This is a genomic window from Pseudomonas sp. PSPC2-3, assembly GCF_049898265.1.
GTDB classification, from domain to species: domain Bacteria; phylum Pseudomonadota; class Gammaproteobacteria; order Pseudomonadales; family Pseudomonadaceae; genus Aquipseudomonas; species Aquipseudomonas veronii.
On record NZ_JAFCXJ010000012.1, the window covers coordinates 213,634 to 226,361 of the forward strand.

Annotated in this window: 13 protein-coding genes; 6 read left to right on the forward strand and 7 right to left on the reverse strand. The window is 62.0% G+C overall.

The window, feature by feature from the left end; genetic code table 11:
• The 4 genes from livM (at nucleotide 1) to ACP7E3_RS26770 (ending at nucleotide 4,403) form a co-directional block, all read left to right on the forward strand.
• Nucleotides 1-1,278 carry a high-affinity branched-chain amino acid ABC transporter permease LivM gene (gene livM / locus ACP7E3_RS26755; RefSeq protein ID WP_017849725.1) on the forward strand — a complete coding sequence of 426 codons (1,278 nt, stop codon included), beginning with the start codon at nucleotides 1-3 and terminating at the stop codon, nucleotides 1,276-1,278.
• Nucleotides 1,275-2,150 (forward strand): ABC transporter ATP-binding protein, encoded by an 876-nt coding sequence (locus ACP7E3_RS26760; RefSeq protein WP_057003687.1) that lies wholly within the window; start codon nucleotides 1,275-1,277, stop codon nucleotides 2,148-2,150. The genes livM and ACP7E3_RS26760 overlap by 4 nt, the downstream gene beginning before the upstream one ends.
• Entirely contained in the window at nucleotides 2,147-2,863 is a 717-nt protein-coding gene (locus ACP7E3_RS26765) for an ABC transporter ATP-binding protein (RefSeq protein WP_017849723.1), read from the forward strand. The genes ACP7E3_RS26760 and ACP7E3_RS26765 overlap by 4 nt, the downstream gene beginning before the upstream one ends.
• A 775-nt stretch (nucleotides 2,864-3,638) precedes the next feature.
• On the forward strand, nucleotides 3,639-4,403 hold the full coding sequence (locus tag ACP7E3_RS26770; RefSeq protein ID WP_057003688.1) for an SDR family oxidoreductase: 765 nt from the start codon (nucleotides 3,639-3,641) through the stop codon (nucleotides 4,401-4,403).
• Between the two features lie 83 nt (nucleotides 4,404-4,486).
• Here ACP7E3_RS26770 and ACP7E3_RS26775 read toward each other — a convergent pair whose 3' ends face one another.
• From ACP7E3_RS26775 to ureE, 5 genes are all read right to left on the reverse strand, one after another.
• Nucleotides 4,487-5,632: an AGE family epimerase/isomerase gene (locus ACP7E3_RS26775; protein ID WP_426124909.1), complete on the reverse strand. Its 1,146-nt coding sequence runs from the start codon at nucleotides 5,630-5,632 to the stop codon at nucleotides 4,487-4,489.
• Between the two features lie 196 nt (nucleotides 5,633-5,828).
• The gene (locus ACP7E3_RS26780) at nucleotides 5,829-6,401 is read right to left on the reverse strand and encodes a HupE/UreJ family protein (protein ID WP_426124911.1); all 573 of its coding nucleotides are present in this window, start codon (nucleotides 6,399-6,401) and stop codon (nucleotides 5,829-5,831) included.
• Nucleotides 6,402-6,423: 22 nt separating this feature from the next.
• Nucleotides 6,424-7,038, reverse strand: coding sequence for an urease accessory protein UreG (ureG, locus tag ACP7E3_RS26785; RefSeq protein ID WP_017849719.1), 615 nt, complete (start codon nucleotides 7,036-7,038; stop codon nucleotides 6,424-6,426).
• A 9-nt stretch (nucleotides 7,039-7,047) separates the two neighbouring features.
• The gene (locus ACP7E3_RS26790) at nucleotides 7,048-7,722 is read right to left on the reverse strand and encodes an urease accessory protein UreF (protein WP_426124913.1); all 675 of its coding nucleotides are present in this window, start codon (nucleotides 7,720-7,722) and stop codon (nucleotides 7,048-7,050) included.
• A complete protein-coding gene (ureE, locus tag ACP7E3_RS26795; RefSeq protein WP_017849717.1) occupies nucleotides 7,719-8,219 on the reverse strand; it encodes an urease accessory protein UreE in 501 nt (166 codons plus the stop codon). Before ureE ends, ACP7E3_RS26790 begins: the two co-directional genes overlap by 4 nt.
• Nucleotides 8,220-8,557: 338 nt before the next feature.
• On the opposite strand from ureE, the gene ACP7E3_RS26800 reads away from it, so the two are divergent.
• On the forward strand, nucleotides 8,558-9,064 hold the full coding sequence (locus ACP7E3_RS26800; RefSeq protein ID WP_026140377.1) for a C40 family peptidase: 507 nt from the start codon (nucleotides 8,558-8,560) through the stop codon (nucleotides 9,062-9,064).
• Between the two features lie 4 nt (nucleotides 9,065-9,068).
• Here the strand turns inward: ACP7E3_RS26800 and ACP7E3_RS26805 are convergent, their stop codons facing one another.
• Together ACP7E3_RS26805 and ACP7E3_RS26810 are read right to left on the reverse strand one after the other, a co-directional pair.
• A complete protein-coding gene (locus ACP7E3_RS26805) occupies nucleotides 9,069-9,701 on the reverse strand; it encodes a TetR family transcriptional regulator (protein WP_046384878.1) in 633 nt (210 codons plus the stop codon).
• A gap of 160 nt (nucleotides 9,702-9,861) precedes the next feature.
• Nucleotides 9,862-10,233 (reverse strand): hypothetical protein, encoded by a 372-nt coding sequence (locus ACP7E3_RS26810; RefSeq protein WP_046384877.1) that lies wholly within the window; start codon nucleotides 10,231-10,233, stop codon nucleotides 9,862-9,864.
• Nucleotides 10,234-10,591: 358 nt separating this feature from the next.
• Between ACP7E3_RS26810 and ACP7E3_RS26815 the strand changes: the two genes are divergently transcribed.
• On the forward strand, nucleotides 10,592-12,661 hold the full coding sequence (locus ACP7E3_RS26815) for an AsmA family protein (protein ID WP_169864646.1): 2,070 nt from the start codon (nucleotides 10,592-10,594) through the stop codon (nucleotides 12,659-12,661).
• The last annotated feature ends 67 nt before the right edge of the window (nucleotides 12,662-12,728 follow it).

The following is a 12,728-nucleotide window of genomic DNA, read 5'->3' on the forward strand; positions in this document are numbered from 1 at the left end:
ATGTCTGCTGCCAAATCGATTGATATCAAAAAAAGTGTGGTCGATACGATCCTCGCCGGGCTGATTGCGTTGATCGTGTTCGGTCCGATCGTCGGCGTGGTGCTCGACGGCTACAGCTTCAACCTGCAACCTGCGCGCGTGGCGATCCTGGTCGCCATCGTGATGGCCGGCCGCTTTGCCCTCAGCCTGTTCCTGCAAACGCCCAAGGGCGTGAAGATTCTGCAGGGCTTCGAGAGCAGCGGTTCGGGCGTCCATGTGCTGGCGCCGGACTACAAGTCGCGGCTGCGCTGGATCATCCCGGCGCTGATCGTGATCGCCATCGTGTTCCCGATCTTCGCCAACAAGTACCTGCTCACCGTGGTGATCCTCGGGCTGATCTACGTACTGCTCGGCCTGGGCCTGAACATCGTGGTCGGCCTGGCCGGCTTGCTCGACCTGGGTTACGTGGCGTTCTACGCCATCGGTGCCTACGGCCTCGCGCTGGGGTATCAATACCTCGGCCTGGGTTTCTGGACGGTGCTGCCGCTGGCGGCCATCGCGGCGGCACTGGCGGGGTGCATACTCGGCTTCCCGGTGCTGCGCATGCACGGCGACTACCTGGCGATCGTGACCCTGGGGTTTGGTGAAATCATCCGCCTGGTGCTGAACAACTGGCTGTCGTTCACCGGCGGGCCAAACGGCATGCCGGTGCCTTCGCCGACCTTCCTCGGTCTGGAATTCGGGCGCAAAGCGAAGGATGGCGGGATTCCGTTCCATGAGTTCTTCGGCCTCGATTACAACCCCAACATCAAGTTCATGTTCATCTACATCGTGCTGTTCCTGGTGGTGCTGGCCGTGCTGTACATCAAGCATCGCCTGACCCGCATGCCGGTCGGCCGCGCCTGGGAAGCCTTGCGCGAAGATGAAATCGCCTGTCGCTCCATGGGCCTGAACCACGTGCTGGTCAAGCTCTCGGCGTTCACCATCGGCGCCTCCACAGCTGGTTTGGCCGGGGTGTTCTTCGCCAGTTACCAAGGCTTCGTCAACCCGTCGTCGTTCACCTTCTTCGAGTCGGCGCTGATCCTGGCCATCGTGGTGTTGGGCGGCATGGGCTCGACGGTGGGCGTGGTGATCGCGGCGTTCGTGTTGACCGTCGCGCCGGAACTGCTGCGCAGCTTCTCTGAGTACCGCGTGCTGCTGTTTGGCGTGTTGATGGTGGTGATGATGATCTGGCGGCCACGCGGCCTGATCCGGATCAGCCGTACCGGTGTGACCCCACGTAAAGGAGTGGCGCCATGAGCAAGGAAGTCGTCCTGTCCGTGGAACATCTGATGATGCACTTCGGTGGCATCAAGGCCTTGAGCGACGTGAGCCTCAAGGTCGAACGCAACTCGATCTTCGCCCTGATCGGCCCCAACGGCGCCGGCAAGACCACGGTGTTCAACTGCCTCACCGGCTTCTACAAAGCCAGTGGCGGCAAGATCGAACTCAACGTGCGCGGCAAGCAGACCAACGTGATCCAACTGCTCGGCGAGCGCTTCGAGGCCATCGACTTCGTGTCGCCGAAAAGCTTCTTCAGCCGCGTGTACTACAAGATGTTCGGCGGCACCCACCTGGTGAACCGCGCCGGCCTGGCGCGGACCTTCCAGAACATTCGCCTGTTCAAGGAAATGTCGGTGCTGGAAAACCTGCTGGTCGCCCAGCACATGTGGGTCAACCGCAACATGCTCGCGGGCATCCTCAACACCAAGGGCTACCGCAAGGCTGAAAGCGACGCCCTCGACCACGCCTTCTACTGGCTGGAAGTGGTCGACCTGGTGGACTGCGCCAACCGCCTGGCCGGTGAGCTTTCCTACGGCCAGCAGCGCCGCCTGGAAATCGCCCGCGCCATGTGTACCCGGCCGCAGATCATCTGTCTCGACGAACCGGCTGCGGGCCTCAACCCCCAGGAAACCGAAGCCCTCAGCGCGATGATTCGCCTGCTGCGCGACGAACACGACCTCACAGTGGTGCTGATCGAACACGACATGGGCATGGTGATGAGTATTTCCGACCACATCGTGGTGCTCGACCACGGCAACGTGATTGCCGAGGGCGGGCCGGATGCGATCCGCAACGACCCGAAAGTGATCGCGGCCTACCTGGGCGCGGATGAAGAGGAGCTTGTATGAACGGGCCTATCCTCGAAATGAAGGACCTGGACGTGTTCTACGGGCCGATCCAGGCGCTGAAGAAAGTCTCGCTGCACATCAACGAAGGCGAAACGGTCAGCCTGATCGGCTCCAACGGCGCGGGGAAATCCACGCTGCTGATGTCGATCTTCGGCCAGCCACGGGCGGAGTCGGGGCAGATCCTCTACAACGGCGTCGACATCACCCACAAGTCGTCCCACTACATCGCGTCCAACGGCATTGCGCAGTCGCCGGAAGGGCGGCGGGTGTTCCCCGACATGACCGTCGAGGAAAACCTGCTGATGGGCACCATCCCCATCGGTGACAAGTTCGCCCAGGAAGATATGCAGCGCATGTTCGAGCTGTTCCCACGGCTCAAAGAGCGGCGTAACCAACGGGCGATGACCATGTCCGGTGGCGAGCAGCAAATGCTCGCCATCGCCCGCGCACTGATGAGCCGGCCCAAGTTGTTGTTGCTCGACGAACCGAGCCTGGGCCTGGCGCCGATTGTGGTGAAGCAGATCTTTTCCACCCTGCGCGAACTGGCGGCCACCGGGATGACCATCTTCCTGGTGGAGCAGAACGCCAACCATGCGCTGCGTCTGTCAGACCGGGCGTATGTGATGGTCAACGGCGAGATTCGCCTGACAGGCACCGGCAAGGAACTGCTGGTGAACGAGGAAGTGCGCAACGCCTACCTCGGTGGCCACTGACGCATAAACCTTGTGGGAGGGGGCTTGCCCCCGATGGCGGTGTATCAGTCAGAACACCTGATACTGACCCACCGCCATCGGGGGCAAGCCCCCTCCCACATTTGTTTTTGTGGTGTTCACAAGTGCGATCCCAAATTGTGGAAAACAAATCCGGCCACCTTCCAAAGCGCGACAGATAGCCGCCGCAAATCGCTGTTTTGTCACAGTTTTGACTTGTCCCCATCCGCTGTGGAACCGGCTGTGGGTAACGTGGGAGTAGCTGGCTGAAAGCCTTTGATTACGTGGTCTGCAGCGTGATGGTTGTTTTTTGATCAGTGGCTTTTTGGCGACCTGCCGAGGGGTTTGTCAACCTGTTTAAAGACACAGGTATATGACCGGATTATGTCTGTCCAACCTGTGGATAAGTCTGTGGTTAAACTCTGGAAAGACGCCCGCAGAGGCCGGAATGACTGGCCTGGAGCCATCGTTCGGTTTTTCCTCTCGTGCATGGGCCTACATACCGCCTCGTCCAGGTCAAGCAAAAAACTTTGCAAAACCGCCTGAAAGCCTTGTACACAGCGGCTCTGGGCTTTTTGCACTTGCCCCCAAAGACTGTGGGCGCAATTGTGGATAACCTGCGCGCATATGGCTGCAGGCCACGGTGTGTAAGGCTTTGCGTGGTTTGGTTAGAAACTGATCAGGCGTGCATGGCCTGATGTGCATAGCGGTTGCCGCGACGACGGCGTAAGGGCATTCTGCTGGCTTATTTTTTCCCGATGCCCGCAAGGAGAACACCATGTCCAACACGCTGTTTATTACTGGCGCAACTTCAGGTTTCGGCGAAGCCTGCGCCCGTCGGTTTGCCGAAGCTGGCTGGAAACTGGTGCTCACCGGTCGTCGTGCCGAGCGTCTGAACGCGCTGGTCGAAGAGCTTTCCAAGCAGACCGAAGTACACGGCCTGGTGGTGGACGTGCGTGACCGCCAAGGCATGGAAGCGGCGATTACCGGCCTGCCGCCCGCGTTCGCCAAGCTGCGCGGGCTGATCAACAACGCCGGACTGGCCGTGGGCACCGATCCCGCGCCCAAGTGCAACCTCGACGACTGGGAAACCATGGTCGACACCAACATCAAGGGCCTGCTGACCACCACCCACCTGCTGTTGCCGCGCCTGATCGCCTATGGCCGCGGTGCCGGGATCATCAACCTGGGCTCCATCGCCGGCAGCTACCCGTACCCGGGCAGCCACGTGTATGGCGGCTCCAAAGCGTTCGTGAAGCAATTCTCGCTGAACCTGCGCTGCGACCTGCAAGGCACCGGCGTGCGTGTGACCAACATCGAGCCAGGGCTGTGTGAAAGCGAGTTCTCCCTGGTGCGCTTCGGCGGCGACCAGGCGCGCTACGACGCCACCTACGCCGGCGCCGAGCCGATCCAGCCGCAGGACATCGCCGACACCATCTTCTGGGTGCTCAACACCCCGGCGCACGTCAACATCAACCGTCTTGAGCTGATGCCGGTGAGCCAGAGCTGGGCCGGGTTTGCGATTGAGCGTGGGGCCAAGTAAGGGGTTAGACCGAGTTGCCTGCATCGGGGGCAAGCCCCCTCCCACACTGAATTGGGTTCACAGATTTTGATGTGTGAACCCATTCAAATGTGGGAGGGGGCTTGCCCCCGATGAGGCCCTGAGGTCAGCCCCTGATAACAGGTCGCCAGATGATACGGCGTGGTCGACGGCATATCCCGTCGGCTCACGCGGCCCTGGGCATCCAGGCATTCATTCCAGCCCTTGGCATGCAGGAAGTGCTGCTGCAACGCAATCAACTGGCGCTGCAGCACGGCTTCGCTGCCCGGCCGCAAGGTCAGTGCGCGCAGGTATTCCGCCTGGGCCCAGATGCGTTGGGTGCCGTCGCGCACGCTGCCGTCCAGGGCGAGCATGCCGCTGACCGCGCCGGTCCGGTTATCCACACCCGTTTGCTCGGCATAGGCAAAGGCCCGCGTCAGCGAAGCATGCAGCGGCGTGCCGCGCAGCACGTCGGAAGACTCAAGCAAGAAGAACCACTCGAACTGGTGCCCCGGCTCAAACCAGTTATCCACAGCGCCCAGCGGTTTTTCCATCATCACGCCGTGCTGGCGCTCGATGAAACGCTGCTGCATGGCCGTCGCCAAGGCCAGCAATGCGGTTTGCACCGCGGCGTCTTCACGCACCGCCAGGGTGGCGAGGAAGCCTTCCGCCAGGTGCATCAGCGGGTTTTGCAATGGGCCGGACTTGAGGGACGACCAATTACGCTCCAGCACCGCCTCGTACAGGCCATCGCCGCTGGCGAAACGTTGGGCGACCACTTCCAGCGCCGCATTCAACACCGACTCCACCAGCGGTTCGCGCACCTTGGCCCAGTAATGGGCGCAGGCGAAGATGATGAACGCGTGGGTGTACAGATCCTTGCGCTTGTCCAGCGGCTGGCCGGCGGGGTCGATGCTGTAGAACCAGCCGCCGTGCTCGGCGTCGTGGAAATGCCGTTGCAGCGAGCGGAACAACACGGCGGCGCGTTCTTCGGCAAAGGCTGCGCCGGGTTCGCCGATCAGGCTGGCGAACAGGTACAACTGCCGGGCACAGGCCATGGCGCGGTAGCGTTGCGGCGGCAGCGGCCGGTGGTCGGCGTCCAGCGCCTCGTAGGGCAGCGCCAGCTCGGCGTTCCAGCCCGGGCCCTGCCAGAGCGGCACGATCAGGTCATGGAAGTGCGTGAGCACGGCATTCAAGGAAGGCTGAAGGGCGGAGCTTGGAGCGATGGGCATCGGCTGGCGTCGTCACGGCAGGGGTGTAGGCGCGCATGGTAGCAGGCTTGGGATCAGTGGTGTCTGCGCCACCGCTATCGGGGGCAAGCCCCCTCCCACATTCGACCGAGTTCCAACTTTGGAATGCAAGCGAATGTGGGAGGGGCGGTGCGACGATTCGACTTGCTCCCGATGAGGCGCTTAATCGCGCCGCAAATCAGCCAGCCAGCAACCAAACCCCGGTCGCCGCCGAAGCCGCCCCGGCAACCCGCACCAACGGCGCCGCCGCAGTCGGCAGCCAGCGCACCACGGCATAACCGGCAGCGTGCAACACAGCGGTGGCGCCGACAAATCCGGCGGCATACGCCCAAGGGCTGGACATGTCCGGCAGCTCCAAACCATGGGCCACGCCGTGGAACAGCGCGAACAAGGCCGTCGCCCCCAGCGCCATGAACAACGGCGGGCGCACCGCCAGCGCCACCGCCAGGCCCAGGGCCAGCACCGACGCGGCAATCCCGCTTTCCAGCGCCGGCAACGCCAGGCCTTCAAAGCCCAACAGGCCGCCGAGCAACAGGGTGGCCACGAAGGTGCAGGGCAGCGCCCAACGCGCCGCGCCTTTTTGCTGGGCGGCCCACAAGCCGACCGCCAGCATGGCCAGCAAATGGTCGAGACCGCCCAATGGATGGCTGATACCCGCCATCAGGCCGTTGTCGCCGTGACCCGGGTGGGCGAAGGCCAAGGCGGGTGCGAGCAGCAGGGCGGCGGCAGCGAAGAGTTTTTTCAGGCACATGGACAGGTTCCTTATGGGGTGATCAGGCCGCAGTCAGCAGGCCCTGGCGTTCGATGAAGGCGACGATCTCATCCAGGCCGACGCCGGTTTTCTGGTTGCTGAACACAAAGGGTTTACCGTTGCGCATGCGTTGGGTGTCGCTGTTCATCAGTTCCAGCGAGGCGCCGACCAAGGGCGCCAGGTCGATCTTGTTGATCACCAGCAGGTCGGATTTGCAGATGCCGGGGCCGCCCTTGCGCGGCAGTTTATCGCCGGCGGACACATCGATCACATAGATGGTCAGGTCCGACAGTTCCGGGCTGAACGTCGCCGACAGGTTATCGCCGCCCGACTCCACCAGGATCAGGTCCAGGCCGGGAAAGCGCCGGTTGAGTTGGTCCACCGCTTCCAGGTTGATCGAGGCGTCTTCACGGATCGCCGTGTGCGGGCAGCCGCCGGTTTCCACACCGATGATGCGCTCGGGCGCCAGGGCCTGGTTGCGCACCAGGAAGTCGGCATCTTCGCGGGTATAGATGTCGTTGGTGACCACCGCCAGGTTGTAGCGATCACGCAAGGCCAGGCACAGGGCCAGGGTCAGGGCGGTCTTGCCGGAGCCCACCGGGCCGCCGATGCCGACACGCAGAGGTTGTGTGTTCATGTGCTTCTCCTAGGAACGGAACAGGCGGCTGTACTGGCGCTCGTGGGCCATGCACGCCAGGGACAGGCCGAACGGGGCGCTGCCGAAATGGTTGGGGTCGATGTGGCTGGCGTCCTGCTGGGCGTGTTGCAGCAGGGGCAGCAGTTCACTGGTCAGGCGTTGGGCGGCCTGCTGGCCGAGCGGCAGGGTTTTCATCAGCACGGCCAGCTGGTTTTCCAGCCAGCTCCACAGCCAGGCGGCGAGGGCGTCGTCGGGGCTGATGCCCCAGGCGCATGCGGCCAGGGCCCAGCCCAGCGCCAGATGCGGCTCGGCGTGTTGTGCGAGAAAATCACGGGCCGCGTCGTCCAGTTCCGGCAGGCCGTTGAGCAGTTGCTGCAGGGAGTACCCCATCTGCCGGCTCTCCTGATACAGCTCGCGGGTCTCGCGACTGGCGCGGTGCTCCTCGCACAGTTGCGCCAGCTGCGACCAATCGCCGGCCACAGCGGCGCGGCAATGCGCGAGCAACAGCGGCGCTTCGAAGCGGGCGAGGTTGAGCAGCAACTGGTCGCTGATCCAGCGGCGGGCGCCGGCCGCGTCTTTGACGCGGCCATTCTCCACGGCCATTTCCAGGCCCTGGGAATAGCTGTAGCCGCCAATCGGCAATTGCGGACTGGCCAGACGCAGCAGCGCCCAGGCTGGGTTCATAAACGCACGCCGAACTGATGCAGCTTCGGCGGGTAGTTGAAATCTTCATCGCCATGGCGTGAATGGTGGTGGCCGCCGCCGTAGGCCCCGTGTTCCGGCTGGAATGGCGCTTCGAGGGTTTCGGTCCGCGCGCCCAGCTGTTCAAGCATGGCCTTGAGCACGTAATCATCCAGCAGGCGCAGCCAGCCGTCGCCTACTTGCAAGGCCACGTGGCGATTGCCCAGGTGATACGCGGCGCGGGTCAGTTCAAATGCATTGCGACAGGTGACGTGCAGCAGTTGTTCAGGGCGCGCGCAGACACGTACTACACGTCCGTCTTCAGCCTGTAGGAACTCGCCATCGTGCAGCGGCGGCTGGCCACGCTCCAGGAACAGGCCGACGTCTTCGCCGTCGGCACTGAAACAGCGCAGGCGGCTTTTGCTGCGTGCTTCGAAGTTCAGCAGCAACTCGGCGGCCCAGAGGGCTTGCGGGGCGATTCGGCGGTGGATCACCAGCATCAGAAGGCTTCCAGCTATGAGCGATAAGAGAGCTAGAGCAAGGGGCTTGCCAATCCCGCGCAGGAGTAGGAATTCCCTGAAGGCGAGCGCAGCGATGCCACCGAATAGGGCGTCAGTCAGCGCCTTTATGCCTCAATTTGGTGCAAGTCTGGAGGTGCAGCACTGGATGGGGGCGTTGTGTGTGGATGTGGTGTGCGGTTTTGCATGAAATTTCTCTCATCTAATTCGCACTGGTGTTTTTTCAGATTTCTCCTACGCAGCATCCGGATTCCGCGTTCAAAAAGTTACGCGCTGTTTCTTTAGGATTTGCGCCGTCTTAACACCACGGCGATTCATCAATGTTCAAGTCACTTTTCTTTTTAATCCTTTTCAGTCTTTCCTGCGTCATCTCATCGGCCTCGGCCAACCTGAAACCCCAATCGACATTCGGCTCTTCGCTGCCTGGTGTTCCAACGTCTTCGGTGGCGAATGTGGTCGACCGCGCCCATGCCCTGCTGGGCACCCCGTACAAATGGGGGGGCACCTCGGCCGAGCAAGGGTTTGATTGCAGTAGTTTCCTGGTCTACCTGTTCAAGACCGAAGCCAACATTCACATCCCGCGCACGACGGCGGCGATGCACCGTTCAACGGCTGCGACCGTCAAGCGCAACGAGCTCAAGCCGGGGGACGCGGTGTTTTTCAAAGGCAACGGGCGCGGTCAGGTCAGCCATGTGGGGCTGTATATCGGCGAAGGGAAATTCATTCATTCGCCGCGGGCCGGCAAGAATGTGCGGATCGATTCGCTGAGCAACAACTACTGGAACAAGAACTACACCGGCGCCAAGCGTTTCCACACGGCGGGTTGACGGCTTACTCGGTGCTGCCGAGGCCCTGCCAGTGCTTGAGGCCAATGAAGATGAAGCGCAACTGTTGGGTGATTTTCGCCTGGGGCGTGAGATGGGCGGGCAGCGCGTGGGCGGGCGGGTCGATGATGTCGGGCAGGGTGGCGAACACACTTTTGACGATCAGGTCGGCCATCACGTGCAGGCCGTCGGCGTCCAGGTGCTGGAGCTTGGGCATCAGGGTCAGGTCGGCGGCCAGGTCACTGGTGATGTCTTCGCGCAGCGCGCCGATGGCTTGGCGCACAGCCAGGCAGCCACCGTACTGTTCGCGGGCCAGGAACAGGAATTGCGAGCGATTGGCCGCGACCACATCGAGGAAGATCCGCACGGACGCATCGATAATGCCGCCCATCATGAATTCGTTGTGGCGCACCAGGCGGATCGTGGCACGAAAGGTCTGGCCGACTTCGCTGACCAGCACCAGGCCCAGTTGGTCCATGTCGGCAAAGTGACGATAGAACCCGGTGGGCACGATCCCGGCTGTCTTGGCCACTTCCCGCAGGCTCAGGCTGCCGAACCCGCGGCCACACTCCATCAGATGGCGGGCTGCGTCCATCAGGGCGAGGCGGGTCTGTTGCTTCTGTTCGGCACGGGGCAGCATGGCGGGCGGGCTTTGTCGGCAAGTACAGCGACGCACTCTAGCAAAACCGCTTCATAGACGTCGAACTTGGCAGGGCATTGCGGCGTGGATGCGTGACACGTTGTGCAGAAAGTCAAAAGCCCGATCCAGGGATCGGGCTTTTTTCCGGGCCACCACAGGCTTAGCTCTGAGCTTGATGCAGGTCTTGCAGACGGTCGGCACCGCCTTCAGCAACACCTTCTGTATAGGCACGTTTGTTGGCGTGTTCAGCACCACCTTCAACCAGGCCTTTTTCTTCCAGGCGGTTGTGGCCGTTTTCGGTCACGCCTTCGGTGTAAGCGCGTTTGTTGGCTTGTTCCGAACCATTTTCAGCAACGGCGCCTTTGGCGTAGTCACGGTTCTCTTGTTCTTGCGACCCGCTACGGGCGAGGGTTTGGCTGAATTGAACGGCATCGGCTTTGGCTTGTGGGATCGCTTGTTCAGCGGCCGGCAGGGCAAAGGCACTGGATGCCAGGACGGACAGCAGCACGGTAGCGAGTACTTGGCGTTTCATGATCGGTTGCTCCTTGGGAGGGCGATTAAGTGGGTACGGGGCTAATGCTACTCTCGATAAGTCGATATAAAAGTTCATAAACCCAATGGTAATAATCAACGGAATTGATTGTTCCCATGGGAGGCTCTAAGTCGAGCCTCTCAAGCCCGCGGTTTTGCACCGTGCTGGGTATTTTCGACACGCGCCTGGGTAACAATGGTGCGCTGGAGTGGGATAAATCTGTCGAAGTGGTCAGAAAAATGGATTTTTTCCGGTAAAACGTTGATTGGGTTAAACCCCGGGAGGGTTTGCCAGTCCTAGCTGTATAAGCTGTCTCAAGGGCTGTGACTCAGCCAGTCGTATTCAGGAGCTCTGTGCAATGACGCGCACTCGTAAAATCGTCGCTTGGTGCTGCGCCAGCATCGTTCTATCAATCGCCGTGGTGGTGTTGTTTTTGCTGTTCTTCGACTGGAACCGCATCAAACCGCCGCTCAATGCCAAGGTTTCCGAAGAACTGCATCGCCCGTTCGCCATCAATGGCAACCTGGCGGTGGTGTGGCGCCGTGAACTGGACGAGGACGGCTGGCGTGCCTGGGTGCCCTGGCCCCATGTCATTGCCGAAGACCTGAGCCTGGGCAACCCCGACTGGTCGAAAACCCCGCAGATGGTCACGCTCAAGCGTGTGGAGCTGCGTATCTCGCCATTGGCCTTGCTGGTGCAACGCGTGGTGATCCCGCGTATCGACCTCGTCGAACCGAGCGCCGAGTTGCAGCGCCTGGCCGATGGGCGCGCCAACTGGGTGTTCACATTCGATCCCAAGGACCCTAACGCCGAACCCTCCGCTTGGGTGGTGGACATCGGTGCCATCGGCTTCGACAAGGGTCACGTGACCCTCGACGACCAGACCCTCAAAACCCAACTGGACGTGATCATCGACCCGCTGGGCAAACCCATTCCGTTTAGCGAAATCGTCGGCGATGCGGATGCCAAAAAGGTCTTGGAAAAAGGCGCGGCCCCCCAGGACTATGCGTTCGGCCTCAAGGTCAAAGGTCGCTACCACGGGCAGACACTCGACGGCAGCGGCAAGATCGGCGGCCTGCTCGCCTTGCAGGACGCGGCCAAGCCGTTTCCGCTGCAAGCCCAGGTGACCGTCGCCGACACCCGCATCGCCGTGGCCGGCACCCTGACCGACCCGCTCAACCTCGGTGCCCTGGACCTGCGCCTGAAACTCGCCGGCGCCAGCCTGGGCAACCTGTACCCGCTGACCGGCGTCACCCTGCCGGACTCGCCGGCCTATTCCACCGATGGGCGCCTGATCGCGCAACTGCATCAAGCCAGCGGCGCGACGTTCCGCTACGACAACTTCAACGGCAAGATCGGCGACAGCGACATCCACGGCAACCTGGCCTACGTCGCCAGCCAGCCGCGGCCCAAACTCAGCGGCACGCTGGTGTCCAACCAACTGCTGATGGCTGACCTTGCGCCCTTGATCGGTGCCGACTCCAACGCCAAGCAAAAAGCCCGTGGCGGGATGAGCAAGCAACCGGCGACCAAAGTGCTGCCGGTGGAAGCGTTCCGCACCGAGCGCTGGCGTGACATGGATGCCGACGTGGAATTCACCGGCAAACGCATCGTCCACAGCACCGACTTGCCCTTCACCGATCTCTATACGCACTTGGTGCTGACGGATGGCGAACTGAGCCTGCAACCCCTGCGGTTCGGCGTGGCCGGCGGCAAGCTCGATGCACAGATCCGCCTGAACGGGCGCATCACGCCGATGGAAGGCCGCGCCAAATTGACCGCGCGCAACTTCAAGCTCAAACAGTTGTTCCCGACCTTCGAGCCGATGAAAACCAGCTTTGGCGAACTCAACGGCGATGCCGATATTGCCGGGCGTGGTAACTCGGTGGCGGCGTTGCTGGGCTCGGCCAACGGTGACCTGAAGATGCTGATCAACGACGGCGCCATCAGCCGGGGCCTGATGGAAATCGTCGGGCTCAACGTAGGCAACTACGTCGTCGGGCGCCTGTTTGGCGACAAGGAAGTGAAGATCAACTGCGCGGCGGCCGACTTCGGCATCAAGACCGGGCTCGCGACCACGCGCTTGTTTGTGTTCGATACCGAGAACGCCATCGTCTATATCGATGGCACGGCGAACATGGCCTCGGAGCAGCTCGACCTGACCATCACCCCGGAATCGAAAGGCTTCCGCCTGTTCTCGCTGCGCTCACCGCTGTATGTGAACGGTCCGTTCATCAAACCGAATGCCGGCGTGAAAGCCATCCCCCTGGCACTGCGTGGCGCCGGCATGGTCGCGCTGGGCGTGATCGCCGGCCCGGCTGCCGGGTTGCTGGCACTGGTCGCGCCGAGCGGCGACGTGCCCAATCAGTGCGCGCCGTTGTTGCAGCAGATGAAGGAAGGCAAGGCGCCGAAGACCGTGAAAGGTTGATTCGGCGCAGTCGTAAGAAAGGGCGCCCCTAGGGGCGCCTTTTTTATGTCAGTGCTGTAAGTGTGCT

Bases quoted from the DNA above. Each gene is read 5' to 3' on its own strand.
- livM (WP_017849725.1), top strand. From the start codon at position 1: ATGTCTGCTGCCAAATCGATTGATATCAAAAAAAGTGTGGTCGATACG.
- ACP7E3_RS26760 (WP_057003687.1), top strand. From the start codon at position 1,275: ATGAGCAAGGAAGTCGTCCTGTCCGTGGAACATCTGATGATGCACTTC.
- ACP7E3_RS26765 (WP_017849723.1), top strand. From the start codon at position 2,147: ATGAACGGGCCTATCCTCGAAATGAAGGACCTGGACGTGTTCTACGGG.
- ACP7E3_RS26770 (WP_057003688.1), top strand. From the start codon at position 3,639: ATGTCCAACACGCTGTTTATTACTGGCGCAACTTCAGGTTTCGGCGAA.
- ACP7E3_RS26775 (WP_426124909.1), bottom strand. From the start codon at position 5,632: ATGCCCATCGCTCCAAGCTCCGCCCTTCAGCCTTCCTTGAATGCCGTG.
- ACP7E3_RS26780 (WP_426124911.1), bottom strand. From the start codon at position 6,401: ATGTGCCTGAAAAAACTCTTCGCTGCCGCCGCCCTGCTGCTCGCACCC.
- ureG (WP_017849719.1), bottom strand. From the start codon at position 7,038: ATGAACACACAACCTCTGCGTGTCGGCATCGGCGGCCCGGTGGGCTCC.
- ACP7E3_RS26790 (WP_426124913.1), bottom strand. From the start codon at position 7,722: ATGAACCCAGCCTGGGCGCTGCTGCGTCTGGCCAGTCCGCAATTGCCG.
- ureE (WP_017849717.1), bottom strand. From the start codon at position 8,219: ATGCTGGTGATCCACCGCCGAATCGCCCCGCAAGCCCTCTGGGCCGCC.
- ACP7E3_RS26800 (WP_026140377.1), top strand. From the start codon at position 8,558: ATGTTCAAGTCACTTTTCTTTTTAATCCTTTTCAGTCTTTCCTGCGTC.
- ACP7E3_RS26805 (WP_046384878.1), bottom strand. From the start codon at position 9,701: ATGCTGCCCCGTGCCGAACAGAAGCAACAGACCCGCCTCGCCCTGATG.
- ACP7E3_RS26810 (WP_046384877.1), bottom strand. From the start codon at position 10,233: ATGAAACGCCAAGTACTCGCTACCGTGCTGCTGTCCGTCCTGGCATCC.
- ACP7E3_RS26815 (WP_169864646.1), top strand. From the start codon at position 10,592: ATGACGCGCACTCGTAAAATCGTCGCTTGGTGCTGCGCCAGCATCGTT.